Origin of the sequence: Microcella frigidaquae (assembly GCF_014200395.1) — a bacterium.
Classification (GTDB): Bacteria; Actinomycetota; Actinomycetes; order Actinomycetales; family Microbacteriaceae; genus Microcella; species Microcella frigidaquae.
The window spans coordinates 1,959,140-1,983,616 of record NZ_JACHBS010000001.1; the positions used below are offsets into that span (position 1 = coordinate 1,959,140).

Annotated in this window: 22 protein-coding genes and 1 tRNA gene; 14 read left to right on the top strand and 9 right to left on the bottom strand. The window is 70.0% G+C overall.

Annotated elements, in window-relative coordinates; all coding sequences use genetic code 11:
* The first annotated feature begins 30 nt into the window (after positions 1-30).
* From BJ959_RS09700 to BJ959_RS09710, 3 genes are all read left to right on the top strand, one after another.
* Entirely contained in the window at positions 31-1,071 is a 1,041-nt protein-coding gene (locus tag BJ959_RS09700; RefSeq protein ID WP_153981539.1) for a ketopantoate reductase family protein, read from the top strand.
* 83 nt (positions 1,072-1,154) lie between these two features.
* Entirely contained in the window at positions 1,155-2,048 is an 894-nt protein-coding gene (locus BJ959_RS09705) for a cupin domain-containing protein (protein ID WP_153981538.1), read from the top strand.
* Between the two features lie 63 nt (positions 2,049-2,111).
* Positions 2,112-2,816 carry an SDR family NAD(P)-dependent oxidoreductase gene (locus tag BJ959_RS09710; protein WP_153981537.1) on the top strand — a complete coding sequence of 235 codons (705 nt, stop codon included), beginning with the start codon at positions 2,112-2,114 and terminating at the stop codon, positions 2,814-2,816.
* A gap of 57 nt (positions 2,817-2,873) precedes the next feature.
* Here the strand turns inward: BJ959_RS09710 and BJ959_RS09715 are convergent, their stop codons facing one another.
* Positions 2,874-4,064: an MFS transporter gene (locus BJ959_RS09715; RefSeq protein WP_153981536.1), complete on the bottom strand. Its 1,191-nt coding sequence runs from the start codon at positions 4,062-4,064 to the stop codon at positions 2,874-2,876.
* 123 nt (positions 4,065-4,187) lie between these two features.
* On the opposite strand from BJ959_RS09715, the gene BJ959_RS09720 reads away from it, so the two are divergent.
* Entirely contained in the window at positions 4,188-5,642 is a 1,455-nt protein-coding gene (locus BJ959_RS09720) for an amidohydrolase family protein (RefSeq protein WP_153981535.1), read from the top strand.
* 56 nt (positions 5,643-5,698) lie between these two features.
* On the opposite strand, the gene BJ959_RS09725 is transcribed toward BJ959_RS09720, so the two are convergent.
* Entirely contained in the window at positions 5,699-6,148 is a 450-nt protein-coding gene (locus BJ959_RS09725) for a VOC family protein (protein WP_165879003.1), read from the bottom strand.
* A gap of 328 nt (positions 6,149-6,476) precedes the next feature.
* Between BJ959_RS09725 and BJ959_RS09730 the strand changes: the two genes are divergently transcribed.
* Complete coding sequence (locus tag BJ959_RS09730; protein ID WP_153981533.1) at positions 6,477-7,256, top strand: SDR family NAD(P)-dependent oxidoreductase; 780 nt, start codon at positions 6,477-6,479, stop codon at positions 7,254-7,256.
* A gap of 43 nt (positions 7,257-7,299) precedes the next feature.
* Positions 7,300-8,682 carry a M24 family metallopeptidase gene (locus BJ959_RS09735; protein WP_153981532.1) on the top strand — a complete coding sequence of 461 codons (1,383 nt, stop codon included), beginning with the start codon at positions 7,300-7,302 and terminating at the stop codon, positions 8,680-8,682.
* A gap of 114 nt (positions 8,683-8,796) precedes the next feature.
* Here the strand turns inward: BJ959_RS09735 and BJ959_RS09740 are convergent, their stop codons facing one another.
* Complete coding sequence (locus BJ959_RS09740) at positions 8,797-9,690, bottom strand: NAD(P)-dependent oxidoreductase (RefSeq protein ID WP_153981531.1); 894 nt, start codon at positions 9,688-9,690, stop codon at positions 8,797-8,799.
* A 219-nt stretch (positions 9,691-9,909) separates the two neighbouring features.
* Between BJ959_RS09740 and BJ959_RS09745 the strand changes: the two genes are divergently transcribed.
* The gene (locus tag BJ959_RS09745) at positions 9,910-10,647 is read left to right on the top strand and encodes a cupin domain-containing protein (RefSeq protein ID WP_153981530.1); all 738 of its coding nucleotides are present in this window, start codon (positions 9,910-9,912) and stop codon (positions 10,645-10,647) included.
* 49 nt (positions 10,648-10,696) lie between these two features.
* Here BJ959_RS09745 and BJ959_RS12725 read toward each other — a convergent pair whose 3' ends face one another.
* Positions 10,697-11,368, bottom strand: a complete 672-nt coding sequence (locus BJ959_RS12725) for an FCD domain-containing protein (RefSeq protein WP_153981529.1) — start codon at positions 11,366-11,368, stop codon at positions 10,697-10,699.
* Positions 11,369-11,372: 4 nt separating this feature from the next.
* Entirely contained in the window at positions 11,373-11,897 is a 525-nt protein-coding gene (locus BJ959_RS09755; RefSeq protein ID WP_153981528.1) for a VOC family protein, read from the bottom strand.
* 123 nt (positions 11,898-12,020) lie between these two features.
* Between BJ959_RS09755 and BJ959_RS09760 the strand changes: the two genes are divergently transcribed.
* The 5 genes from BJ959_RS09760 (at position 12,021) to BJ959_RS09780 (ending at position 18,502) form a co-directional block, all read left to right on the top strand.
* The gene (locus BJ959_RS09760; RefSeq protein WP_153981527.1) at positions 12,021-14,210 is read left to right on the top strand and encodes an alpha-ketoacid dehydrogenase subunit alpha/beta; all 2,190 of its coding nucleotides are present in this window, start codon (positions 12,021-12,023) and stop codon (positions 14,208-14,210) included.
* Positions 14,210-15,535 (top strand): dihydrolipoamide acetyltransferase family protein, encoded by a 1,326-nt coding sequence (locus BJ959_RS09765; protein ID WP_183321969.1) that lies wholly within the window; start codon positions 14,210-14,212, stop codon positions 15,533-15,535. The genes BJ959_RS09760 and BJ959_RS09765 overlap by 1 nt, the downstream gene beginning before the upstream one ends.
* A gap of 125 nt (positions 15,536-15,660) precedes the next feature.
* Positions 15,661-16,812 carry a Re/Si-specific NAD(P)(+) transhydrogenase subunit alpha gene (locus tag BJ959_RS09770; protein ID WP_153981526.1) on the top strand — a complete coding sequence of 384 codons (1,152 nt, stop codon included), beginning with the start codon at positions 15,661-15,663 and terminating at the stop codon, positions 16,810-16,812.
* A complete protein-coding gene (locus BJ959_RS09775) occupies positions 16,812-17,129 on the top strand; it encodes an NAD(P) transhydrogenase subunit alpha part 2 (RefSeq protein WP_153981525.1) in 318 nt (105 codons plus the stop codon). Before BJ959_RS09770 ends, BJ959_RS09775 begins: the two co-directional genes overlap by 1 nt.
* A complete protein-coding gene (locus BJ959_RS09780) occupies positions 17,126-18,502 on the top strand; it encodes an NAD(P)(+) transhydrogenase (Re/Si-specific) subunit beta (protein WP_153981524.1) in 1,377 nt (458 codons plus the stop codon). Before BJ959_RS09775 ends, BJ959_RS09780 begins: the two co-directional genes overlap by 4 nt.
* 90 nt (positions 18,503-18,592) lie before the next feature.
* Here BJ959_RS09780 and BJ959_RS09785 read toward each other — a convergent pair whose 3' ends face one another.
* Complete coding sequence (locus BJ959_RS09785) at positions 18,593-19,909, bottom strand: DUF4032 domain-containing protein (RefSeq protein WP_153981523.1); 1,317 nt, start codon at positions 19,907-19,909, stop codon at positions 18,593-18,595.
* 106 nt (positions 19,910-20,015) lie between these two features.
* Positions 20,016-21,113, bottom strand: a complete 1,098-nt coding sequence (locus BJ959_RS09790; RefSeq protein WP_153981522.1) for an ABC transporter ATP-binding protein — start codon at positions 21,111-21,113, stop codon at positions 20,016-20,018.
* 200 nt (positions 21,114-21,313) lie between these two features.
* Between BJ959_RS09790 and BJ959_RS09795 the strand changes: the two genes are divergently transcribed.
* Together BJ959_RS09795 and BJ959_RS09800 are read left to right on the top strand one after the other, a co-directional pair.
* Positions 21,314-22,231 (top strand): DsbA family protein, encoded by a 918-nt coding sequence (locus BJ959_RS09795; protein WP_153981521.1) that lies wholly within the window; start codon positions 21,314-21,316, stop codon positions 22,229-22,231.
* 34 nt (positions 22,232-22,265) lie between these two features.
* Positions 22,266-22,338: transfer RNA gene (locus tag BJ959_RS09800), tRNA-Thr, on the top strand.
* A gap of 68 nt (positions 22,339-22,406) precedes the next feature.
* Here BJ959_RS09800 and BJ959_RS09805 read toward each other — a convergent pair.
* Positions 22,407-23,435 carry a tyrosine-type recombinase/integrase gene (locus tag BJ959_RS09805; protein WP_431356662.1) on the bottom strand — a complete coding sequence of 343 codons (1,029 nt, stop codon included), beginning with the start codon at positions 23,433-23,435 and terminating at the stop codon, positions 22,407-22,409.
* A gap of 145 nt (positions 23,436-23,580) precedes the next feature.
* Positions 23,581-24,255, bottom strand: coding sequence for a helix-turn-helix domain-containing protein (locus tag BJ959_RS09810; RefSeq protein ID WP_165879001.1), 675 nt, complete (start codon positions 24,253-24,255; stop codon positions 23,581-23,583).
* Positions 24,256-24,477 lie beyond the last annotated feature (222 nt).

The following is a 24,477-nucleotide window of genomic DNA, read 5'->3' on the forward strand; positions in this document are numbered from 1 at the left end:
CATAGTCGCTGAACAGTGAGGGAGCGGGCGATGGAGCTCGAGTCGGTACGGATCGCGGTCGTCGGAACGGGAGCTGTCGGAGGGTCGGTGAGCGCCGACCTCGCGGAGGCGGGGTTCGACGTCACGCTCATCGACCAGTGGCCCGCCCACGTCGAGACCATGCGCGCCGACGGGCTCACGGTCAACACCCTCGGCGCCGAGCGCACCGTCGCGGTGCGGGCCCGCCACCTGTGCGAGGTGGCAGAGCTGCGCCAGCCGTTCGACATCGTGCTGACCGGGGTCAAGACCTACGACACCCGCTGGGTCGCCGAGCTGATGCGGCCGCTCCTCCGCGAGGACTCGGTCTTCGTCGGCCTGCAGAACGGCATGACGATCGACGAGAGCGCCGAGCTGCTCGGCGCCGAGCGCACGATCGGTTGCGCGATGGGCATCGCGGCGAACCTTCCCGAGCCGGGCTACATCAACCGCGAGGTCACCCCGGCGGGCACCTGGTTCGCGATCGGCACGCTCGACGGTGCCCGCACCGCGCGGCTCGAGCAGCTGGCCGCCGTCCTCGCGCCCGCGGCCACGGTCGAGGTGACCGACGACGTGCGCTCGGCAAAGTGGATGAAGCTCATCGCCAACATCCCCGAGATGCTGCCCTCCGCCCTGCTCGGGGTGCCCCTGCTGGAGGCGGCCACGATGCCGGGCATCCGGCCGGTCATGGACGCGATGTCGCGCGAGGCCTATGCGCTGGCGCTCGACCTCGGCATCGCCATCCGCCCCGCTCTCGGCATCGCGCCCGAGGACGTCCCCGATGGCGACCAGTACTCGCTCGACCTGCTCGACCGCGTGCTCTCGCACTTCTCGCAGCCAGGCACGAAGGTCGCTGTGCTGCAGGACTGGGAGAAGGGCCGCCGGGGTGAGCTCGACGCCTTCAGCGGCTACATCGTGCGCAAGCGGGCTGAGCTCGGCGGACGGGCTCCCGTCAACGAGGCCGTGCTGCGCCTCGCCGAGCGACTGGAGCGCGGAGAGCTCTCACCCTCTCCGGAGAACGCCCCGCTGCTGCGCGACCTGCTCGCCGCGAGCTGACCGAGAAAGATACGACCGCATAGACCTCGTTCAGTTATAGTGAACGGACGGGATTTGCCGTCCTACTGCTGGAGGAGTCGATGATGACCGATCGCTACGTCGTCCGTCGTGCCGAGGAGGCCGACTACCGCGAGCCCGGCGCGCTCGCGCCCGACGCGCGCGGCTACACCCGCTGGTGCGCCGTCGGCTTCGAGGACGGATCCGCCCACACCGACTTCGGGATGTCCCGCCTCGAGCCCGGCGGCATCATCCCCACGCACATCCACTCCTTCGAGGAGTCGTTCCACCTCGTCGAGGGCGAGGTGATCCTCGTCACTCCGGAGGCGACCGTGCACCTGGTCGCCGGCGACTACGGCGTGATCCCGCTCGGCGTGCCGCACTCGTGGCACAACACCGGTGACGAGGTCGCCGTCTGGAGCGACATCTACTCGCCGCCCCCGCGGCCGCAGCACGACTACGACACCTACCGCGTCGCGGACATCGCGCCGGGAGAGCCCGTGAAGGTCGACCCGCGCGACCCGCGCACCCGCTCGTTCGGGGCGATCACGACCGAGCAGATGAACCCCGGCAAGCAGTCGCAGGAGCTCCTCGCCCAGTCGGCGAGCATGCGCACCGCCCTGCTGGTCTACAGCGGCATCTCGCTGAAGATGATGGTCGACAGCGACCTCGGTTCGGTGCTGCACACCATGTTCATGGTGCAGTACGAGCCCGACGGCGTCGCCGGCCCGCACGACCACCCGCTGGAGGAGGCGTACCTGATCATGGACGGCGAGGTCGACGCGACCTTCGACGGCTACGAGGTGCGCATGAAGCCCGGTGACATCGCCTGGGCGGGCGTCGGCTGCGTGCACTCGTTCCGCGCCACCGGAGCCCCGGTGCGCTGGCTGGAGACGCAGTCGCCGCAGATGCCGCCGCGGCACGCCTACCGGTTCCAGCGCGACTGGACGTACCTGACCGACAAGCTCGGCGCCGAGTAGGCCCGCGCCCCCACCCGACCCGGTGTGACGCCGCTCACGCCGCATCACGCTCAAGGAGGAGCAATGAGCCAGCGCACCATCCTCGTCGTCGGAGGCACCTCCGGCATCGGCCTCGAGATCGCGAAGGAGGTGGTCGGCCGTGGTGACAACGTCATCCTGACTGGTCGCGACCAGGAGCGCGCCGCAGCCGTCGCCGCCGAGGTCGGGCCGAACGCCCAGGGCCTCGCCGTCGACATCTCCGAGCCCGAGCAGATCGCCGAGAGCCTCAAGCCCGTCGGGGAGATCCACGGCCTCGTGCTCGCCGCGATCGAGCGCGACGCGAACACCGTGCGCGAGTACGACATCGCGCGCGCCCGCCGCCTGGTGACCCTCAAGCTCGTCGGGTACACCGAGACCGTGCACACGCTGCTCGACCGGATGCCGGCCAGCCGCGAGACCGGCATCGTGCTCTTCGGCGGACGGGCGAAGGACGCCCCGTACCCCGGGTCGACGACGGTCGCCACGATCAACGGCGGCGTCGAGGGCCTCACCCACTCGATGGCCCTCGAGCTCGCGCCGATGCGCGTCAACGGCCTGCACCCCGGCATCATCGGCGACAGCCCCTTCTGGGCGGACAAGCCGGCGGCACTGGAGGGCTATGAGGCGCGCACGCCCGGCGGCAAGCTCGCGACCATGGGTGATGTCGTGCACGCGACGATGTTCCTGCTCGACAACCAGGGCATCTCCGGCGCGAGCCTGTACGTCGACCGCGGGTGGCGCCTCACCTGATACCACCCATCGAGGGAGCCGCGGGGCCCGTGCGCAGGAGCGCCGGGCCCCGCGCCGTCAGCGCGGTGTCGGGGTGAGCATCCCGCGTCGATGCGCGATGAGGGCGAGGGATGCGGCGGCCGCGATGAGCGTGGCCCCGAGCACGGCCACGGCCCGATAGCCAAGCTCGGCGTACAGGGCCGCCGCGACCGTCGAGGCGAGTGCGCCGCCCAGGAACGTGGTGCCCATGTAGACGGTGTTCGCCCGCCCGCCCTGCTCGGGGGCGACCGAAGCCAGCCCGACCGCCTGGGTCGAGACCTGCTCGCTGCTCATGCCCGCCGACAGCAGCAGGAGCCCGAGCGCCGCGACCGGGAGCGCGTTCGGAGCGAGGGCGAGCGCGGTGACCCCGACGAAGCCCGTCGCGATCGAAATGGCGAGCGACCGAGGAACCCCGACCCGCGCATGGACGGGTGCGGCGGTCATCGTGATGACGCCGCCGAGCAGGCCGGAGACGCCGAGCAGGGCCGCGGCGGAGACGCTCAGGCCGAGCTCCTCGATGGCGTAGGGTGTCGCGGTCGCCCACAGGGCGATGAACGCCATGAAGCACAGGGTGTGCACCACTGTCATGAGACGCAGCGTCGACGACTGCGCGGCCACTCGCGGGATGGTCGCGAGGATCGCCCGGTAGGCCGGGGGAGAGGACGGCGCCTCGGCGGGCGAGACGCGGAGGCTGAGCGGCACGAGGGCGAGCACGACGATCCCGCACAGCACGACGGCGCCGCGCCAGCCGACAGCCTCGGCGACCGCGCCCAGCGCCGTGCGCACCAGGAACAGTCCGACGAGGAACGAGCCGAGCAGCACCGCGGCGGTGCGTGCGCGGGCTGCCGGGGGCGCGAGCCGGAGAGCGGCCGAGATCAGCAGCTGCCCGACGGTCGCGGTCGCCCCGGCGACGAGGCAGAGTGCGACGTGGATGCTGTACGCGGGCGCGAGCCCCGCTGCGACGAGCGCGACCGACGTCGCGACCAGCTGCGCGGTGACCTGACGCCGCGCGGAGTATCGGTCTCCGAGCGAGACGAGCAGGACCACCCCGAGCGCGTAGCCGACCTGCACCGCGATGGTGGCCGCCGAGGCGGTCGGGCCCGTCACGCCGAATTCGGCGCTGACCAGCGGCTGCACCGGCTGCGGGACGTAGATCACGGCGACGCCGGCGGCGGCGATGGTCGCCATTCCGGCCACGCGAGCCCCCCATTGCTTCGGGTCGATCACCATGCGCGATCCCCTTCCGAAGGGTTGCTGTGAGGACTAGAAAGATTCAGGCGTATGGACTTAGTATTTCAGCAGCGCTGTACACCTACGTACACCTTTGATGAATTGCTCAACGAGGAGGAACTCATGACCGATGCCGTCGCGCCCCGCGCCGAGGACTTCGCTCCCGGCCGGCCCGTCGTCTTCCGCAACGCCACGGCGGTGATCACGGTCGACTCGGCCGGTGTTCTCGAGAACGCTGACGTGCTGATCATCGACGACACCATCGCCGGTGTCGGGCACAACCTCGAGGTGCCCGCGGGCACGCTCGAGATCGATGCCAAGGGCGGGATCGTCATGCCCGGCATGATCGACACGCACCGCCACATGTGGCAGACCGCGCTGCGCGGCTACGGCGGCGACTGGGCGCTGAGCCAGTACTTCGTCTTCTACTACCTCACCTGGGGCCACGTCTTCCGTGCCGAGGACATCGCGGCGGGCAACCAGCTCAGCGCGCTCGAGTCGGTCGACGACGGCGTCACGACGACCGTCGACTGGTCGCACGCGCTGCGCACCCCCGAGTACGCCGACGCCGCCGTGGAGGCGCTGAAGAGCATCCCCGGTCGGTACGTGCTCGCGTACGGCAACTACCTCGGCGCTCCGTGGGAGTGGATGAACGAGCCCGGCTTCCAGCAGTGGGTGAAGAACTTCACGACCGACGACATGTTCGGCTTGCAGGTGGCCTTCGACGTCAACTCGGGCCCCGACTTCCACGAGAAGGGCGCCTTCGAGGCGGCTCGTGAGCTCGGCCTGCGCGTCACGACCCACGCCGGTGTCTGGGGCGTCAACGGCGACCCCAACATCGACCTGATGTACGAGCACGGCTTCATGGACGACACCGTCACCTACGTGCACGCATCGTCGCTCGGCCCCGACAGCTACCACAAGATCGCGGCGACCGGCGGCACCATCTCGATCGCCACGGAGAGCGAGCAGAGCGCCGGCCAGGGCTACCCCTCGGCGTGGGTCGCCAAGAAGTACGGCATCACCGCCTCGCTGTCGATGGACACCAGCGTGTGGTGGAGCGCCGACTTCTTCTCGGCGATGCGCTCCACCCTCAGCTCGTTCCGGTCGCGCGACCACCTCGAGGCCCACAACAAGGGCGAGACGGTCAACGTCAACCGCATGAAGGCGGAGGACGCCGTGTGGCAGGCCACCATGGGTGGCGCGCACACGATCGGCATGGCCGACAAGCTCGGCTCGATCACCGTGGGCAAGAAGGCCGACATCGTGCTGCTCAAGAACGACGAGTCGCCGGTCATGACGCCGATCCTCAACCCCTACGCCCACGTCGTGTACCAGGCGGGCACCGCTGACGTGCACACGGTCGTGGTCAACGGCAAGGTCGTCAAGTACCAGGGCCAGCGCATCGGCATGCCGCTCAAGCCGGTCGCCGACCGCGTCGCCGCCTCGGTCGAGTACGTTCGCGGCCAGCTCGGAGAGGACGCCTGGAAGGAGTGGATGAACCCCGCTTTGCCCGAGGACGAGCCGATCGCGAACCCCTACAAGTACCTCGGCGAGGAGGACGGCCACAAGCACTAGGCCGCCGAACGACCGCGAAGGGCGGGCTCCTGAGGGGCCCGCCCTTCGTCGTCGGCTCAGTTCTTGGGGTACTGCCAGATCTCGAGCTGGATGCCGTCGGGATCGCGCAGGTACGCCCACTGCGAGCCGGCGAGGTCACCGTCGGTCAGCGTCACCGGCGGGCCGTTGAAGACCGCGCCGCGCTCGATCAGCTCGGCGTAGGCGGCGTCCATGTCGTCGACCTCGAGGCAGATGTGCGCCGAGCCGACGTCGCCGTTGCTGCGGTCCCAGTCCTTGCCCTCCGGCTGGTGGTACTCGAGGAACTCGACATTGACGTTGCCGATGCGGATCATCGAGAACGAGAGCTCGGCGCCGGGCACCTGCACGCCCCGCTCGAGGTCAGGGCCCGACCCGTGGTTCACGGGGCCGGGTTGCACCCCGAACATGCGGGTGTACCACTCGAACGATCGCTTCATGTCGCGGACCGTGATGCCCACATGGTGGACGCCGGTGACGGTGAATGCCATGGTGTCACTCCTTCGTGCTGGACTCCGTGCAGGCTCGGCAGACGCGTCGCGGGAACTGCAGGCCATGCTTGTACCCAGACTCAACACCACGCAACCGGCCGGAGGCAAGCCCGTGCGTGCCGATGCACCCTGCATCTCGCCCGAAATCGCGCGGGACTTTCCGGAAATCGGCGGCTGGTGTCGCGACGGGAACGGGGGCTGGTCGGCGAGGGCTGTTCAGCCAACAGGGATGGCGCCATCCGCCAAGTTCACCTATAGTGAACACCGAGCGGTGGTGCGATCCACCCCTCCCGCTACGACCGAAACCTGGACGCAAAGGAGCATCCTCATGACGGGTCGACTCACGAACCGGACCATCATCGTCACCGGGGGCGCCTCCGGCATCGGTGCCGCCCTCGTGCGCGGATTCGCGGCCGAGGGTGCCACCGCGGTGATCGCGGACCTCAATCTCGAGGGTGCTCAGGCGCTCGCCGACGAGATCGTCGCCACGGGCGGCAGCGCCAGCGCCGTGCGCGTCGACGTCACCGACCGCGCATCCGTCGCCGCCGGCATCGCCACGACCGTCGAGCGGCACGGCCGGCTCGACGCCTACTTCAACAACGCGGGCATGAACGCCCCGATGAAGTACCTCGACATCACCGAGGACAACTTCGAGCTGATCATGAAGGTCAACACCCTCGGAGTGCTCATCGGCACCCAGGAGGCCGTCCGTCAGTTCATCGCCCAGGGCGGGGGCGGCAAGGTCGTCAACACCGCGTCCATCGCGGGCCGGCAGGGCTTCTCGTCGTTCGCCCCGTACAGCGCGGCCAAGGCCGCGGTGATCTCACTCACCCAGTCGGCCGCGCGCGCTTTCGCCGAGCACGGGATCACCGTCAACGGCTTCGCGCCGGGTGTCGTCGCGACACCGCTGTGGGACAAGCTCGACCGCGACCTCGAGGCCATCGGCGAGGCGCACAACAACTTCGCCTCGATGTCCTCGGGCATCCTGCTCGGCCGTCCGGCCGACCCGGAGGACATCGTGCCGACCGGCATCTTCCTCGCCGGTTCCGACAGCGACTACATCACCGGCCAGATCATCCCCATCGAAGGCGGCATGATCCTCGTCTGATCGACGAGGACGGCCGAACGAGCAAGAGAAGAGAGCGATCTCCATGAAGAGCACCGGCACCACGGGCATGAACGCTGTCGACTGGGAGGCACGCGTCGACTTCGACCGCCTCCGTACCGAGCGTCTCCTCCGGCTGAAGGCGCAGCTCGAGAAGTCTGACGTCGGGGCCGTCCTGGCCTTCGACTTCTCGAACATCCGCTACATGTCTGCGACCCACATCGGCACCTGGGCGATGGACAAGCTGATCCGCTTCGCGCTGCTCACCCGCAAGACCGACCCCATCGTCTGGGACTTCGGCTCGGCGGCGAAGCACCACTCGCTCTACAACCCGTGGCTCGACCACACGCACTCGGAGGCCGACGCCGACCCGCACGCCCCGCACCACGGTGCCACTCGGCCTCGGCTCGAGTCGGGCTCGCGCGCGGGCATCTCGACCCTCCGCGGCGCGTTCCCGCCCGACGCCGGCATCGCCGAGGAGGTCGCCCGCAAGGTCAAGCGCGAGCTCGAGAAGTTCGGGCTCGCGAACGAGCCGCTCGGGGTCGATGTGATCGAGCTGCCCATCCTGTTCGCGCTGCAGAAGGAGGGCATCCAGGTCGTCGACGGCCAGCAGATCTTCCTCGAGGCCCGTCGCATCAAGACCAACGACGAGATCCGCCTGCTGACCCAGGCCGCGTCGATGGTCGATGCCGCCTACGAGAACCTCTACGACTTCCTCCGGCCCGGCGTGCGCGAGAACGAGACCGTCGGTCTCGTCGCCAAGACCCTCTATGACCTCGGTTCCGAGTACGTCGAGGGCGTCAACGCGATCTCGGGCGAGCGCTGCTCGCCGCACCCGCACGTGTTCAGCGACCGGCTGATCCGCCCGGGCGACCCGGCGTTCTTCGACATCCTGCACAGCTACAACGGCTACCGCACCTGCTACTACCGCACCTTCGCGGTGGGCTCGGCGAGCCAGGCGCAGAAGGATGCGTACACACGGGCCCGCGAGTACATGGATCGCGCCATCGCGCTCGTGAAGCCCGGTGCCACCACGGCCGACGTCGTCGCCGTCTGGCCCAAGGCTGAGGAGTTCGGCTTCGCGAACGAGGAGGCCGCCTTCGCCCTGCAGTACGGGCACGGCGTGGGTCTGTCGATCTGGGAGAAGCCGATCTTCTCGCGCCTGACGTCGTTCGACCACCCCGAGGTACTCGAGGAGGGCATGGTCTTCGCCCTCGAGACCTACTGGCCCGCGGCCGATGGCTGGGGCGCCGCCCGCATCGAGGAGGAAGTCGTCGTCACCAAGGACGGCTGCGAGGTCATCACGAAGTTCCCGGCCGAGACGCTGCTCGTGGCCGGCAAGCGCTACTACGCGGTCGGCGGCGAGCTCAGCACGCTGCGCGACTCGCAGTCGCACCTCAACACCATCGACGGTCGCGGCGGCAAGTAGCGCACGATCCCGCCCGGCGTCATCGGATCACCCGGTGGCGTCGGGTCGCGGTGGGCCCGGTGGCGCCGTTCGGGTCGGCACCACCGGGCCCTCCTTCGCGCGGGATGCGCCCGCTCAGCCGCGCCGCCTCCGCGTGATCTCGGCCACCGCCGACCAGTCGAGCTGCGCGAGCTCGGGGTCGGCGAGCGCGGCCTCGAAGAGCTCGTGCAGCACCGGAGCCACGGGGAGGGCGACGCCGAGCTCGGCCGCCGCATCCTCGACGAGAGTGAGGTCTTTCAGGCCGAGCGACATCGCGAAGCCGACCGGCTGGTAGCGCTTCTCGGCGATGATCGGCCCGTAGCCCTTGTGCGCCGAGCCGCTGAACGCGGTGTGCGTGAGGATCTCGACGAAGGTGCTCGGGTCGATGCCCCCGGCCTCGACGAGCGTGACCGACTCGGCGATCGACTGCAGGGCGTTGAGGATCGAGTAGTTGACGGCGATCTTGACGACGGCGGCCAGGCGCGGGTCGGTGCCGAGGTTCCAGAGCCGCGCGCCGAGGGCCTCCATGGTCGGCGTCGCGATCGCGATCGCGTCGGGGTCGCCCGAGGCGACCACGAGCAGGGCGCCCGTGTGCGCCACCGTCGAGCGGCCGAGCACGGGGGCGCTCACGTAGCCGACGCCGTGCCGGGCGTGTCTCTCGGCGAGCTCGGCGGCGGCGGCTGGGCTGATGGTCGCGTGGTTGACGTGCACGCGGCCGGCCGGGATGCCCGCCAGCAGCTCGTCGGAGAACACCCCCAGCACGACCGCGTCGTCGGTGAGCATCGAGTGCACGACGCTCGCGCCGGCGAAGGCGGCCGCGACGCTGTCGGCGCGGGTGACCGCCGCGTGCTCGGCGGCGAGCTGCTCGGTCGGCTCGGCGCTGCGGTTCCAGGCGAGCACCGCGTAGCCCTGATCGACGAGCCGGGCGGTCATGCCGCGCCCCATGGCGCCGAGTCCGAGGAAGCCGATGCGGGTGGGAGCGGTGTCCATGAGGAGGTCCTCTCGATCGAGGGGCGCGCCTGTGCACCCCTCTGTACAGTAGCGCTTCACAGCCTCGAGAGTCAGGGCGTCGGCACTGCGGCGCTTCCGAGTTGCTGGCAAGCGGCGGCTCAGGCGGGGGTAGACCGCCTCGTCGGGTATGCTCGCGGGACGGTGTTGTTCACCGAGGCTGTTGATCAACGACGATCATGCACGACGAAAGGGCGACCCATGCAGTTCGATCTCGGCTCCGAACTCCGCCGCGTGCGCGAGTCGAAGAAGCTGAGCCTGCGGGCGGTCGCCTCGGCGGTCGGAGTGTCGGCCAGCCTGCTCTCGCAGGTCGAGACCGGCAAGACCCAGCCCTCGGTCAGCACCCTGTACGCCCTCGTCAACCACCTGGGCATCTCGCTCGACGCCCTCATGGGCACCAATCGGGTGATGCCCGGTCCGCTCTCGGCAGGCGACGTGTCGTCCGTCGGCAGCGCCCCCGAGCCGTCGACCGACCGGCGCAGCGACGCGGTCGTGCAGCGTCGGGAGGACAACCCGGTCATCGAGATGGAGAACGGCGTCACCTGGGAGCGCCTCTCCGTCGGCGAGAGCGCCGTGGCCGACCCGCTCATCGTCACCTACGCTCCCGGCGCCTCCTCATCGGTCGAGGGCAAGCTCATGCGCCACGCCGCGCTCGAGTACGGCGTGCTGCTCGAGGGTCGCCTGACCCTCCGCATCGACTTCGAGAGCTACGACCTCGAGCCCGGCGACTCGTTCTGCTTCGACGCCAACCGGCCGCACCTCTACATCAACTCGAGCGAGACGCCCGCGCGCGGCATCTGGTTCGTGATCGGCCGGCGCGAGATGGCGTACCAGTCGCTCGCCGACCTGGGGCACGCCGACGATGACGCCGAGCCGCGCCCGCCCGCCTCGGCGGTCGAGGTGCTGCAGGCCATGAAGGCGATGCGGCCCGGTCGCTGACCGCTCGGCCGGCGCGCCCCGGTGGGCCGGCGCGCCCCGGTGGGGCGGCTCAGCCCTCCTCGGGCGTGGCGAACACCTCCGGGTGGCTCGCGAGCTGGCGCCGCGTGCGCCGGATGTGCCCGGCGAGCAGGCTCTCGGCGGCGTCGATGTCGTGGTCGCGCAGGGCCCCGACGATGAGCCGGTGCTCGTCGTGCACGGTGCGACGGGCGCGATCATCCATCAGCCGGGTGTAGACGCGCCGGTACGCCTGCGTGCGGTTCCAGAGCCGGTGCACGAGGTCGGTCAGCACGACCGTGGTGGTGCCGGTGTAGGTCAGCAGGTGAAACGCGCGGTCGAGCTCGAGAAAGGCCTCGGGGTCGTCGGATGCGGACATGCGCTCGGCGAGCGCCTCGAGCTCGTCGAGCACCGGGCCCGAGAGCCCCGGCCCGCTCATGCGCAGCAGCAGCGGCTCGACCCGCTCGCGCACGCGGTAGATCTCCTGGCACTCGCCGAGGCTCAGCGACGAGACCCAGGCGCCGGTGTTGGCGACGAGCGTCACGAGTCCCTCGGCCTCGAGCACGCGCAGGGCCTCGCGCACGGGAACGCGGCTCGCGCCGGTCTCTTCGGCGAGCTCCTCCTGCCGGATGCGCGTGCCGGGCGGGTACGCGCCGCGGATGATCGCCTCGCGCACGCGGTCGGCGACGTGCGCCGTGGCGGCACCGTGCTCGCGGGGAGGGGTCACCGGTCTACTCTGCCGGACGCGCCGGGTGCCACAGCACCACGTCGGTGTCGCGCTCGTAGGCCTTGCCGTCGGGGAAGCTCACGAGCTCGAACTGCATGCCCCACGGGCTGAGGAAGTACACCCAGCGCTGGCCCTCGCTCGCGTTGCGGCTCGCGGTCGGCTCGCCCAGCACGCGGATGCCGTGCTTCCTCAGGTGCGCGACACCCGCGTCGAGGTCGTCGACGTAGAACGCGAGGTGGTGGCCGCCGATGTCGCTGTTGCGCGGCTGCGGCGCCTGCCCGTCGGCGGGCTCCCATTGGAAGACCTCGAAGTTGGGGCCGTGCCCGCAGCGGTAGAAGCGCAGCTCGCGCATGACCGAGCGCGGGTGCACGTTGAGGTGCTCCTGCATCCAGTCGTCGTCGCGCTCGAAGGGGCCGAGCCGGTACACGTACTCGCAGCCGATGACATCGACGAAGAAGCGGTGCGCCTCCTCCAGGTCGGGCACCGTGAAGCCGATGTGCTCGGTGCCGCGCAGTCCGGGCAGTGCCATGGGTGCCTCCAGCGGAAGATCATTCGGTGACTGGATGCAATATAGCCGCCCTCGGGCATCGCTAGGAAGGAAAAGCCCCAAACGCGGTTGCGATTGGATGCAATGCCCGCTACCGTGTGCAGTATGGCGAAACAGCGACGTTTGCAGACCGAGGTCCCGTGGGTCGAGATCACGACCACCGCCGCCGACTGGAAGGCGGCCGACCCGGGCCTCTTGGCCACCATGCTCGGTCAGCTGCACCTCATCCGCGCCTTCGAGGAGCGCGTGCTCGACCTCGCGGCCGAGGGCCTCGTGCACGGCCCCGCCCACTCGTCCATCGGGCAGGAGGGCGGCGCGGTCGGCTCGATCGTGACCCTGCGCTCCAGCGATGCCGTCAACGGCTCGCACCGCGGCCACCACCAGTTCCTCGCCAAGGCGCTCACCCACGTCGCCCCGAGCGGGCTCGCCCTCGACGCGCTCGTCACCGCCGACATCCAGACCGTCCTGCAGCGCACGCTCGCTGAGATCCTCGGTCTCGCCCAGGGCTACTGCCGCGGTCGCGGCGGCTCGATGCACCTGCAGTGGTTCGAGGCCGGCGCCCTCGGCACCAACGCCATCGTCGGCGGCGGCGCCCCCATGGCCACCGGCAACGCCTGGGCCCAGAAGCACGCCGGCACGACCGACCTGACGATCAACTACTTCGGCGACGGCGCCGCGCAGATCGGCTCGGTGCTCGAGTCGATGAACCTCGCCGCCGCGTGGAAGCTGCCGGTCGCCTTCTTCGTCGAGAACAACCTCTACGCCGTCTCGACCCACATCGAGGAGGCCGTGGCCGACACCCGCCTCTCGGTGCGGGGCCAGGGCTTCGGCATCCCCTCCTGGCGCGTCGACGGCATGGACCCGCTCGCCGTGCACCTCGCGATGCAGGAGGCCATCGAGCACATGCGCAGCGGCAAGGGTCCGGTCGTCGTCGAGGCCGAGGTCTACCGCTTCTTCCACCAGAACGGCCCCTACCCGGGCAGCGCCTTCGGCTACCGCACGAAGGAGGAGGAGCAGGAGTGGAAGAAGCGCGACCCGCTCGACCGGGTCGCCGCCGAGATGATCAAGCTCGGCCTCATCGACCAGGCCGGCGTCGACAGCGTGCGCGCCCAGGCCGTCGCCGCGATGGATGCGGCCACCGCCGAGCTGCTCGAGGCCGACCCCGAGAAGCAGGGTCGTCGGCGGATCCGCCCCGAGCTGTGGCCCGACACCGCCTTCGTCAACGTCGGTGTGCGCGGCGACGGCTCCGAGCTGAGCGGCCTGCGCGTGCTCGACCCGAGCCGCTCCGACGCCGCGCGCGAGGAGATCAAGTTCGTCGACGCCGTCGCCGCGGTGATGGAGCGTCGGATGGGCGAGGACGAGCGCATCGTCGTGCTCGGGGAGGACATCCACCGCCTCAAGGGCGGCACGAACGGCGCGACCAAGGGCCTCGCCGCCGCCTACCCCGACCGCGTGCTCGGCACGCCGATCAGCGAGAACGCCTTCATGGGACTCGGGGGCGGCCTCGCCCTCGACGGCCGGTTCCGCCCCGTCGTGGAGTTCATGTATCCCGACTTCATGTGGGTGGCGGCCGACCAGGTGTTCAACCAGGTGGGCAAGGCGCGCCACATGTTCGGCGGCGACAACCCGGTGCCGCTCGTGCTGCGCACCAAGGTCGCTATGGGCTCGGGCTACGGCTCGCAGCACCTCATGGACCCGGCCGGCATCTTCGCGACCAGCCCCGGCTGGCGCATCGTCGCCCCCTCGTCGGCCGCCGACTACGTCGGCCTCATGAACGCGGCCCTCGCACTGCAGGACCCGGTGCTCGTCATCGAGCACGTCGACCTGTACAACGAGAAGGACACGATCCTCGCCGGCGACCTCGACTACATCATCCCGCCGGGAACCGCCGCGGTTCGCCGCGAGGGCTCCGAGGTGACGGTCATCAGCTACCTCTCGATGGTGCGCCACTGCGTCGAGGCGATCGAGCAGACCGGCATGGATGCGGAGCTCATCGACCTGCGCTGGCTCGACCGCGCCTCGCTCGACTGGGCGACCATCGAGGCCAGCGTGAAGAAGACCAACGCGGTGCTCATCGTCGAGCAGGGAGCCATCGGCACCAGCTACGGCGGATGGCTCGCCGACGAGATCCAGCGCCGCTTCTTCGACTGGCTCGATCAGCCCGTGCAGCGGGTGACCGGCCAGGAGTCGTCGCCGTCGATCTCGCGCGTGCTCGAGCGCGCCGCGATCGCCCGCACCGAGGAGGTCGTCGCCGGCCTCGAGTCGGTGCGCCGCAACGCCGGGGGAGCCCGCTGATGGCAACCACGATCCGCATGCCCGAGGTGCTCGCCAACGTCACCGAGGCGGCCGTGCAGAAGTGGCTCGTGGCCGAGGGAGACACGATCGAGGTCGGTCAGCCCTTCGCCGAGATCGAGACTGAGAAGGCCGTCGTCGAGTACACGGCCGAGACCGCAGGCACCGTCCTGCAGCTCCTCATCGGGGAGGGCGACGCTGTCGACGTCGGCGCCCCGATCGCACTCGTGGGGGAGGCGGGGGAGGTGGCCCCCGCTTCCCCCGCGGCAGACCCGTCTGCCGCGTCCGCCGGGGGTTCTGTGGTGGTGGCCCCGTCGGACGCGGCAGCGACTCCTGCCGCCGTGGCTCCGGCACCGGCGCCCGCCGCTCCGGCACCGGCCGCCGCACCTGCCGCCGATGCTGCGAGCGTCGCTCCGGCCGCGGACGGCCGCCGGTTCATCAGCCCGCTCGTGCGGCGCCTCGCTCGCGAGCACGGTCTCGACCTCGCGAGCGTGCGCGGCTCGGGCCCCGAGGGACGCATCGTGCGCCGCGACATCGAGGCGCTGCTCGCCGGTGCTCCCGCTGCGGCCACGACGGCTGCCGCCCCCGCCGCGACTCCTCCCGCCGCTGCTCCGGCGCCGGCTGCGGTGCCCACCGCGCCCGCCGGCCTCGAGCCCGAGCTGATCCCGGCCTCGCGCATGCGCAAGACGATCGCGCGCCGGCTCACCGAGAGCAAGAGCACGGTGCCGCACTTCTACCTCACGGCCGAGTGCCGGGTCGACCGCCTCCTCGAACTGCGGCGCGAGCTCAACGCGATCGACGGCGTCAAGGTCTCGGTCAACGACCTGGTCGTCAAGGCGGTCGCCGCGGCGTTCGTCGACGTGCCGGAGGCCAACACGACCTGGACCGACGAGGGGATGCTGCGCCACCGCACGGTGGACATCGCGATCGCCGTCTCGCTCGACGACGGTCTCGTCACCCCGGTGGTCCGCGGCGTCGAGCGGCTCTCGGTCTCCGCGCTGTCGGCTGCGATCGTCGACCTGGCGACGCGCGCCCGTAGCGGGGGTCTGAAGCAGCACGAGATCGAGGGCGGCAGCTTCGCCGTCTCGAATCTCGGCATGTTCGGCACCCAGGAGTTCAGCGCGATCATCAACCCCCCGCAGGCGGGCATCCTCGCCGTCGGCGCGGCACGCCAGGCCCCCGTCGTCGTCGACGGGGCTCTCGCGGTGGGAACCGTGATGTCGGTCACGCTGTCGGCCGACCACCGCGTTCTGGATGGCGCGCTCGCCGCACGCTGGCTCGCCGCCTTCGTGGCCCGCATCGAGAACCCGGTCTCCATCCTCGCCTGACCGCCGTCTGCGATCTGGTAAACATCGCAGAATCTTTCAAGTCAAGACGCGCGAAGAAGCCGCTCCGGGGGCCTGGATCGGGATACTCTGACCGTGTTTCCTGACCCTCCGAAGTGGAGCTGTGCATGAAGATCGCCATCCGGCGCGAGCCGATCGAGGGGGAGCGCCGCGTCGCGGCCACCCCCGCGGCCGTCGCCCAGTACGTCGCCGCGGGCTACGCGGTGACGGTCCAGAAGGGGGCGGGCGTCGCGGCCGGCTACCCCGACTCCGCCTACGCCGAGGCCGGCGCTGAGCTCGCGGCGAGCATCCCGCTGTCGAAGGTCGACGTGCTCGCGCACGTGCGCCCGCTCGACCGCGAGACGATCGCGAAGCTGCCGAAGGGCGCCATCACGGTGGGCTTCGCCTCGCCGGCGAGCGAGCTCGACGCGGTCAAGGCGCTCGCCGACCGCGGCGTGACCGCCTTCTCGCTCGAGCTGATTCCGCGCATCTCGCGCGCGCAGTCGATGGACGCCCTCACCTCGCAGGCGCTCGTCGCCGGCTACCGCTGCGTGCTCGAGGCCTCGATGCGCTTCCCGCGCTTCCTGCCGCTGTTCATGACGGCGGCGGGCACGATCCCGCCCGCGCGGGTGCTCGTGCTCGGTGCGGGCGTCGCCGGCCTGCAGGCCATCGCCACTGCCAAGCGCCTCGGTGCGAAGGTCTCGGCCTACGACGTGCGCTCGGCCTCCGCCGATGAGGTGCAGTCGATGGGCGGCACGTTCATCCACCTCGACCTCGACGCCGCCGCCGACGCGGCGGGCGGCTACGCCAAGGAGCTCGCCGCCGACCGCGCCGACCGCCAGCGCGAACTGCTCGCCCCGTACGTCGCCGATGCCGACATCATCATCACGACGGCGGCGATCCCCGGCCGCCCTGCGCCCCGCCTCGTCACCGCGAGCATGGTGAAGGGCATGGCCGCCGGCTCGATCATCGTCGACCTCGCCGCCGAGACCGGCGGCAACGTCGAGGGCGCCACGCCCGGCGAGGACGTCCAGGTGCCGGTCGACGGCGGCCACGTCACGATCGTCGGCATGAAGGACGCGGCCTCGACGATGCCGTACGACGCCTCGCGCCTGCTCGGTCAGAACATCGCCAACCTCGTCGCGCTCATGACGCGCGATGGCGCCCTCGTGCCCGACTTCGACGACGAGGTCGTCGCGGGCGCCTGTCTCACCCACGAGGGAGCGGTGCGGCACGAGCCGACCGCCGCCGCCCTCGCCGACCGGAAGGGCGGCAAGTAATGGACGCCATCACCCTGCTCACGTTCTTCGTGCTCTCCGTGTTCGTCGGCTTCGAGGTCGTCTCGAAGGTGTCGAGCACGCTGCACACCCCGCTCATGTCGGGCGCGAACGCCATCCACGGCATCATCCTGGTCGGCGCCGTGATCGTCGCCGGGCAGGCGGAGAGCATCCCGGTGCTCGTCGTCGCCCTGATCGCGGTGCTGCTCGCCACCGTCAACCTGGTCGGCGGCTTCGTCGTCACCGACCGCATGCTCGAGATGTTCGGCGGACGCAAGCCCGCGCCGGCGTCGTCGGCGAAGAAGGAGGAGTCGAAGTGATCGTGCTCACCCCCGAGTGGACCGCTCTGCTCTACCTGGTCGCCGCGGTCTGCTTCATCCTGGCCCTCAAGGGCCTGTCGTCGCCGAAGTCGGCGCGCCGCGGCAACCTGATCGGCGCGTTCGGCGCGCTCGTGGCCATGGTCGTCGTCTTCCTCTCGACTGAGCTGGACAACATCGCGCTCATCCTCGGCACGATCGCGCTGGGCACGGTCATCGCGGTTCCGGCCTCGCGCCTGGTGAAGATGACGCAGATGCCGCAGCTCGTCGCCCTGTTCAACGGCGTCGGCGGCGGCGCGGCGGCCCTGGTCGCCCTGCTCGAGCTGCCGCTCGTCGCGGACGAGCTCGGCGCCGTCATCGCGGTAGCGTTCACCGTGCTCGTCGGGGCGGTCTCTTTCTCGGGCTCGGCGATCACCTTCGCCAAGCTGCAGGAGCTCATGCCGACCCGCCCGATCGTCTTCCCGGGCGCTCCGGTCGTCATCAGCCTCGTCGCCCTCGGCTCGCTCGCGAGCGCCGTCTGGCTCGTGCTCACCGGCGACGCGGTCGCCAGCTACGTGCTCCTCGCCCTCGGCACGGCGCTCGGTGTGCTGATCGTGCTGCCGGTCGGCGGCGCGGACGTGCCGATCGTCATCTCGCTGCTGAACGCCTTCACGGGCCTCACGGTGGCGGCCTCGGGCCTCGTGCTCGGCAACACGCTGCTGCTGGTCGCGGGCACGCTCGTCGGCGCCTCGGGCACGATCCTCACGCGCGCCATGGCCTCGGCCATGGGTCGCAGCGTGGCGGGCATTCTGTTCGGGGCGTTCCGCGGCGGCTCGACCGCTGGCTCGACCGCGCAGAGCGACCGCCCGGTGCGCAGCTCGAGCGCGGAGGACGTGGCGATCCTGCTCGGCTACGCGCAGCGCGTCATCGTCGTGCCGGGCTACGGTCTCGCCGTCGCCCAGGCGCAGCACACGATGGCCGAGCTCGCGGCGACGCTCGAGTCGAAGGGCATCGAGGTCGTGTTCGGCATCCACCCGGTCGCTGGCCGCATGCCCGGGCACATGAACGTGCTGCTCGCCGAGGCGAACGTGCCCTACGAGGTGCTCAGCGAGATGGACGAGGTCAACCCGCAGTTCAAGAACGCCGACGTCGCCCTCGTCGTCGGAGCGAACGACGTGGTGAACCCGGCCGCGAAGACGAGCCCCGGGTCGCCGATCTTCGGCATGCCCATCCTCGACGTCGCCGCGGCCCGTCAGGTCGTCTTCCTCAAGCGCTCGATGCGTCCCGGCTTCGCGGGCATCGAGAACGACCTGCTGTTCGAACCGCAGACAACGCTGCTGTTCGGCGACGCGAAGGACTCGCTGACGAAGGTGCTCACCGCCGTCAAGAACCTGTAGACGGATGCCCTGCCGGTCGCCGCGCGGAGCCCTCGGGCCCGCGCGGCGATCGCGTTCGGGGGCCTGGCTCCGCCCGCCCCGCGCCGCCGATCAGACCTTGTCGCGCCAGCTGCCCGGGGCCAGCTCGTCGCCCTCGACGATCTCGATCTCGCTCGTGTCGAGCACGGGCAGCGAGAGCGTCTCGGTGACGGGCGCGATCATCGTCGCTTCGTCGCGGCGGTGGCGCAGCACCGTGTCGATGTACGAGCTCAGCGCCTCGGCGAGCGGGATCGCCCGGCCCTCGTCCTGCGAGCGGTACCAGCGGTGCTCGAGCAGCTGGTGGAACAGCTCCGGCCCCTCGAGCTTGCCGCGCAGATCCTTCGGCACGGCCCGGATCACCGGCTCGAACACGCGCATGAGCCACTCGTGCGCGACGACCTCCTCGTCGCCCTCGCGGTCGGGATGGTTCTGGGCGGCGTAGGCGTCGAGGTCGTTGAGCAGCCGCCGCGCCTGGTTCTCCTCGGCGTCGATGCCGGTGAGCCGCAGCAGGCGGCGCGAGTGGTGGCCCGCATCCACGACCTTGGGGCGGATGCGCACCTGCGTGCTGTCGCCGTCCGTGGTGATGGCGAGCTCCTCGATGTCGAAGCCGAGGTCGTTGAGCCGCTCCACGCGGTCGGTGATGCGCCACCGCTCGGAGCGGTCGAACGACTCCCAGCCGGTGAGCTCCTTCCACAGCGAGCGGTACGACTCGATGATGCGGTTGCTCGTCTCGATGGCGTCGATGTCCTCGTCGAGGCGGCCGCCGGCCTCGAGGTCGAGCAGCTCGCCGGCGATGTTCACGCGGGCGATCTCGAGGTCGTTCTCCCGCTGGCCGTTCGACAGGCCGCCCTCGTAGAGCTGCCCGGTCTCGGCGTCAACCAGGTAGGCGGCGAAGGCGCCCGCGTCGCGCCGGAACAGCGTGTTCGACAGCGAGACGTCGCCCCAGAAGAAGCCCGCGATGTGCAGTCGCACCATCAGCAGGGCGAGCGCGTCGACGAGGCGGGTCGCGGTATCGGGGCGCAGCGTCTGCGAGTACAGCGCCCGGTAGGGCAGCGAGAAGCGCAGGTGGCGGGTGACGAGCACCGGCAGCAGCGCCTCGCCGTCGTCGGCGACCCGCTCGGTGATGACCGCGGCGGGCTCGACGCAGGGGATGTCGAGGCGCTGCAGGGTGCGCAGCAGGTCGTACTCGCGCCGCGCCATCTCCTCGGTCGTCTCCTTCACCGCCACGACGACGTCGCCGAGGTGCACGAACCGTACGAGGTGCCGCGAGATGCCCTTCGGCAGCGAGGCGATCGTGTCGTCCGGCCAGAGCTCGAGCGGCTGGTGCCAGGGCAGGTCGAGCAGCGCCGGATCGGTGACGGCGGAGGTGATCGAGAGCGAGGCGCTCATGGGGTCTCCCGTCGGGGGTTCAGGATGCGGCGCTCGGGCCGCGAAACGCGACGAGGGCGGGCGCACCGGTCGGTACGTCCGCCCTCGCCATCGAGGTTCTGCGCAATCAGCTCGCGACCGGCTCCTTGTTGAGACGCAGGCCCGAAGCGGTGTCGAACACGTGCACGTGCTTCGGCTCCGGGGTCAGGTAGACGGTGTCGCCGCTGTGCGGGTGCACGCGGCCGTCGACGCGGGCGACGATGTCGACGCGCTGCCCGTTGACCTCGGCGTTCCCGTACAGGTAGCCGTCGGCCCCGAGCTCCTCGACGATGTCGACGGTGACGGCGAGGCCGTCGCCCTTCTCGTTGATGATCAGGTCCTCCGGGCGCACACCGACCGTGACGAGCTTCTCGCTCGTCGACGCGAGCACGTCGCGCGCGACCGGCGCGATGGCCGAGCCGAACTTCACGCCGCCGTCGGCGACCTCGGCCGGGAACAGGTTCATCGCGGGCGAGCCGATGAAGCCGGCCACGAAGACGTTGTTCGGGGTCTCGTAGAGGTCGCGCGGGGTGCCGACCTGCTGCAGGATGCCGTCCTTGAGCACCGCGATGCGGTCGCCCATGGTGAGGGCCTCGGTCTGGTCGTGGGTGACGTAGACCGTGGTGACGCCGAGGCGGCGCTGCAGCGAGGCGATCTGGGTGCGGGTCTGCACGCGCAGCTTCGCGTCGAGGTTCGACAGCGGCTCGTCCATGAGGAAGACCTGGGGCTGGCGCACGATCGCGCGGCCCATCGCGACGCGCTGGCGCTGACCGCCCGAGAGGGCCTTCGGCTTGCGGTCGAGGTAGGGCTCGAGGTCGAGCAGCTTCGCGGCCTCGAGCACGCGGCTGGCGCGCTCGTCCTTGCTGACGCCGGCGATCTTGAGCGCGAAGCCCATGTTCTCGGCCACGGTCATGTGCGGGTACAGCGCGTAGTTCTGGAAGACCATCGCGATGTCGCGGTCCTTCGGCGGCACGTCGGTGACGTTGCGGTCGCCGATGAAGATGTTGCCGTCGTTGACCTCCTCGAGGCCGGCGAGCATGCGCAGCGAGGTCGACTTGCCGCAGCCGGAGGGGCCGACGAGAACCAGGAACTCGCCGTCGGCGATCTGGAGGTCGAGGGCGTCGACGGCGGGAACGGTCGAGCCCGGGTAGAGACGGGTGGCCTTGTCGAAGGTCACAGTTGCCATGGGTGTACTTCTCCTTCACCGGCAGGTACGTGCCGGACGATCCGTTGTGAATGGATGTGCCAGGTGGCGTGGCGGACGTCATCGGCCACCGGGGCTCAGTATGCCATCTTCCGGCTCTCGTCGTACCATGGATCGAGGGCGCGACGAGCGCCCTTCACCGTGTAACCGGCAGGCTGTGCCCCCGGAACGAATGAGGTCGGATGAACGAGCACCGCTCCGGGCACGAGCGCCCCTCGAAGAATCAGCGGCGTGCCGAGGCCCGCGAGAAGGCCCGGCAGCTGCGCGAGGAGCAGCAGAAGAAGGAGCGGCGCAACCGCTGGCTGCTGCAGGGCGGTGTCGCCTTCGCGGCCATCGCGATCGTCGCGGTCATCGCCCTCGTGCTCGTCAACTCGGTGCGTCCCGACGGCCCCGGGCCGCGCAACATGGCCAGCGACGGCATCCGCATCGGCGCCGAGTTCCAGGTCGTGCCGACCGCCTCGCTGCCGGCCGGGCGCGACCCACTGGTCTCCGAGGCCAACCCGCCGGGAGTGGTCGACATCCAGATCGTCGTCGACTACCTCTGCCCGATCTGCGGCGAGTTCGAGGCGACCAACGGAGCGTTCATCGAGACCCTGATCGCCTCGGGCGCCGCGACCGTCGAGTACCGCCCGATCGCGATCCTCACGAGCCGCTCGGCCGGCACCGAGTACTCGCTGCGCGCCGCCAACGCCGCTGCCTGCGTCGCCGACCGCGATCCGGCGGCCTTCTTCGACTTCAACGCCAGCCTGTTCGCCGAGCAGCCCGAGGAGGGCACGCCGGGTCTGGACGACGAGCGGCTCATCGAGCTCGCGGGCGAGGCGGGGGCCACAGCGCCGACCGTCGAGCGGTGCATCCGCGACCGCACCTTCGCCTCGTGGGTGCGCGACGCGACGGATCGAGCGCTGACCGGGCCGCTCGCGATCCGCGACATCGCGGTCGACCGCGTCGAGGGCACGCCGACGATCTTCGTCAACGGGCTGCGTTTCGAGTACCGCTATCCCTTCGAGCAGGAGGACTTCGCCCAGTTCGTGCTGCAGGCGGCGGGCGACGAGTTCTCGACCAACCCGACGCCGAGCCCCACGCCGACGCCTACGCCGTAGCGCCGGTACCCTGGGGTGAGCCGTTCGCGGCTCTGCCGGCTTGGCGCAATTGGTAGCGCACCCGACTTGTAATCGGGCGGTTGCGGGTTCGAGTCCCGCAGTCGGCTCTAGACCCCTGTGAATTGGCGGGCTCGCGCCAGACGCGGGTGCGGAGCCCCGCATAAACCCCGCAGATTCAGACGACGATCTCGCTGAGTAGAGCGGCCGCTCGTGCTGTTCCCGCGGTCTTCGACATGTAGACGTCTTGGGTCATCGACGGGTTCGCGTGACCGAGGTACTCGGCAATGTCGCGGGCGGAGAGCCCGGCCGAGTCCAAGAGCGTCGCGACGGTCTTGCGGAAAGCGTGCAGCTTCACGTCGCCCAGACCAAGCCGCTCTCGAGCCTCTCGCCAGTCCCTCGACGTGTTCTGAGGGTCGCGGAGGTTGCCGAGCACCGTAGGGAACACCAACGCTCCGCTGATGCGCTCTCGTCGTGCGCTGAGTACCTCCAGCAGTCTTGCAGGCATCTGGATCGTGCGACCGCTCGCCGCCGTCTTGCCGTGATCCTGCCTAACCAGTCCACGCCCGACCACTCGCACGACGGTCGCGTGGAGGCGTACCGTTCCGTTGCCGAGGTCGACGTCGTCCCATTGCAGCGCGATCGCCTCGCCGACCCGACACCCGGTCCCCGCCATGAACTCGATGAGGTCGACGAGGTCGAGCTCGGACAGGCGAGCGTCTGTGCGCACGGCCGCGAGCAAGAACTCAAGCTCGCTCTGCGTGATCGCCTTCGCGCCATCGCGCGCCTGGCGAATCCCCTCGAGCTCTCGCACCGGGTTTCGCTGGAGCGCCCCGGTGCGCACGGCTAGAGCGAACATGCCGCTGAGCACGCTCCGGGCGCTCTTTGCGCTGGCTGGACCGTGATCGGCGCGGATCCCGTCGACGAGAGCCTGCAGTCGCGGCACGGTCGCCTCTGTGACCGTAAGGGACCCGAATCGGGGCAAGATCAGCTTGTCGAGAGTTCGGGCGTAGAGTGCATGTGTCGCGGGCGCCGTGCGATCGCCAGCCTTCGACGTGAGGAAGGCCTGCCCCAGCTGCGCGATCTTCATCGTCGGCGCTGGCGCATCGCCACCACTCCTCGTTAGTTCGACCAGGGCCCGCTCGATTGCCTCGGCCGCTCTGCGGCGGCCGGCCTTCTCGGCTGCGATTCGCCTGCTCGAGCTCATGCCAGCGTCGAGGGGCACGGTAACGAACCTCTCGATCTGTCGATAGGTACCGTCAGCGAATCGGTAGCGAGCGCGCGCCCGCCACCTCCCGGGCGCGACCTCCTTCACCGAGATCGCACCGTGGGAGCCGACGGGAGTCCGGGGCCTAGCCACCGTTGTTGCTCCTCTCCAGGAAGGTCAGATTCTCGAGTAGCTCGACGATCTCATGGGGGTGCCGCGCCTGGGCATCCTCGCCCTCTGCGACCGTCAGCAAGCCCTCGAGAGCAGCGCCGATGACCTGCATGAGTTGCCGGGCTTCGATATCGGTTCTCACCACCACCCCTTGCCATGCTCGAGCGATACGGAACTGATCGTTCTTCGACCGAATCCGTCGCATCACCCACGGGAGGTAGTCATCCGCCGACTTCGGTCGGCCGACACGGTCATCGAATACCGTGGCAACGAGATTCGGGTTCTCCTGGAGGAACTCCGATGTTCTCCGCATGGAGTGGAGCCAGTTCGGCAGGATCTCGCTGAATTGGAGGGCCCAGTCGTCGCTGACTTCGCGCCGGTGCCTCAGCTCCTGCGCTGGGGATCGCATCCCAATCAGCAGTCGATCTAGGTCGACGCTGAGGGCATCGGCAATGAGGAGCGCTTCCGACAGTCGGACATCTCTCGTACCGTTCTCGATCCTCGAGACGGCGGTTGAATCGACCGGCATCCCTCGGCTGCTGAGAGCTTCTGCAAGCTCTCGTTGAGTCCAACCGCGTGCAGCTCTGTAGCGGGCCACGTTCTGCGCAAAGACGCTGAGCTGTGCCGGGCCCGTGGGATCGCTTGTCATGCTCGACATTCTTGCACCGAATCGCAAGACGTGTGCTAAGTTGTCGCCAAGCGCAACAATGCGCACCAGGACAACAGTCACGGAGAAGCCATGAACGGCCATTCACCTCATCAGGAGAGCGTGCCTCGACTCGAGGACCTCCCGGACCTCATCACTCGTCGACAGCTCGCTGCACTCGCTGGGATCGCGGAACAAACACTCGCCCGCTGGGCCGTCGCTGGC

What these genes read in the sequence shown, in the direction of transcription:
- BJ959_RS09700 (WP_153981539.1), top strand. Translation starts at nt 31, where the DNA reads ATGGAGCTCGAGTCGGTACGGATCGCGGTCGTCGGAACGGGAGCTGTC.
- BJ959_RS09705 (WP_153981538.1), top strand. Translation starts at nt 1,155, where the DNA reads ATGACCGATCGCTACGTCGTCCGTCGTGCCGAGGAGGCCGACTACCGC.
- BJ959_RS09710 (WP_153981537.1), top strand. Translation starts at nt 2,112, where the DNA reads ATGAGCCAGCGCACCATCCTCGTCGTCGGAGGCACCTCCGGCATCGGC.
- BJ959_RS09715 (WP_153981536.1), bottom strand. Translation starts at nt 4,064, where the DNA reads ATGGTGATCGACCCGAAGCAATGGGGGGCTCGCGTGGCCGGAATGGCG.
- BJ959_RS09720 (WP_153981535.1), top strand. Translation starts at nt 4,188, where the DNA reads ATGACCGATGCCGTCGCGCCCCGCGCCGAGGACTTCGCTCCCGGCCGG.
- BJ959_RS09725 (WP_165879003.1), bottom strand. Translation starts at nt 6,148, where the DNA reads ATGGCATTCACCGTCACCGGCGTCCACCATGTGGGCATCACGGTCCGC.
- BJ959_RS09730 (WP_153981533.1), top strand. Translation starts at nt 6,477, where the DNA reads ATGACGGGTCGACTCACGAACCGGACCATCATCGTCACCGGGGGCGCC.
- BJ959_RS09735 (WP_153981532.1), top strand. Translation starts at nt 7,300, where the DNA reads ATGAAGAGCACCGGCACCACGGGCATGAACGCTGTCGACTGGGAGGCA.
- BJ959_RS09740 (WP_153981531.1), bottom strand. Translation starts at nt 9,690, where the DNA reads ATGGACACCGCTCCCACCCGCATCGGCTTCCTCGGACTCGGCGCCATG.
- BJ959_RS09745 (WP_153981530.1), top strand. Translation starts at nt 9,910, where the DNA reads ATGCAGTTCGATCTCGGCTCCGAACTCCGCCGCGTGCGCGAGTCGAAG.
- BJ959_RS09755 (WP_153981528.1), bottom strand. Translation starts at nt 11,897, where the DNA reads ATGGCACTGCCCGGACTGCGCGGCACCGAGCACATCGGCTTCACGGTG.
- BJ959_RS09760 (WP_153981527.1), top strand. Translation starts at nt 12,021, where the DNA reads ATGGCGAAACAGCGACGTTTGCAGACCGAGGTCCCGTGGGTCGAGATC.
- BJ959_RS09765 (WP_183321969.1), top strand. Translation starts at nt 14,210, where the DNA reads ATGGCAACCACGATCCGCATGCCCGAGGTGCTCGCCAACGTCACCGAG.
- BJ959_RS09770 (WP_153981526.1), top strand. Translation starts at nt 15,661, where the DNA reads ATGAAGATCGCCATCCGGCGCGAGCCGATCGAGGGGGAGCGCCGCGTC.
- BJ959_RS09775 (WP_153981525.1), top strand. Translation starts at nt 16,812, where the DNA reads ATGGACGCCATCACCCTGCTCACGTTCTTCGTGCTCTCCGTGTTCGTC.
- BJ959_RS09785 (WP_153981523.1), bottom strand. Translation starts at nt 19,909, where the DNA reads ATGAGCGCCTCGCTCTCGATCACCTCCGCCGTCACCGATCCGGCGCTG.
- BJ959_RS09790 (WP_153981522.1), bottom strand. Translation starts at nt 21,113, where the DNA reads ATGGCAACTGTGACCTTCGACAAGGCCACCCGTCTCTACCCGGGCTCG.
- BJ959_RS09795 (WP_153981521.1), top strand. Translation starts at nt 21,314, where the DNA reads ATGAACGAGCACCGCTCCGGGCACGAGCGCCCCTCGAAGAATCAGCGG.
- BJ959_RS09805 (WP_431356662.1), bottom strand. Translation starts at nt 23,435, where the DNA reads ATGAGCTCGAGCAGGCGAATCGCAGCCGAGAAGGCCGGCCGCCGCAGA.
- BJ959_RS09810 (WP_165879001.1), bottom strand. Translation starts at nt 24,255, where the DNA reads ATGACAAGCGATCCCACGGGCCCGGCACAGCTCAGCGTCTTTGCGCAG.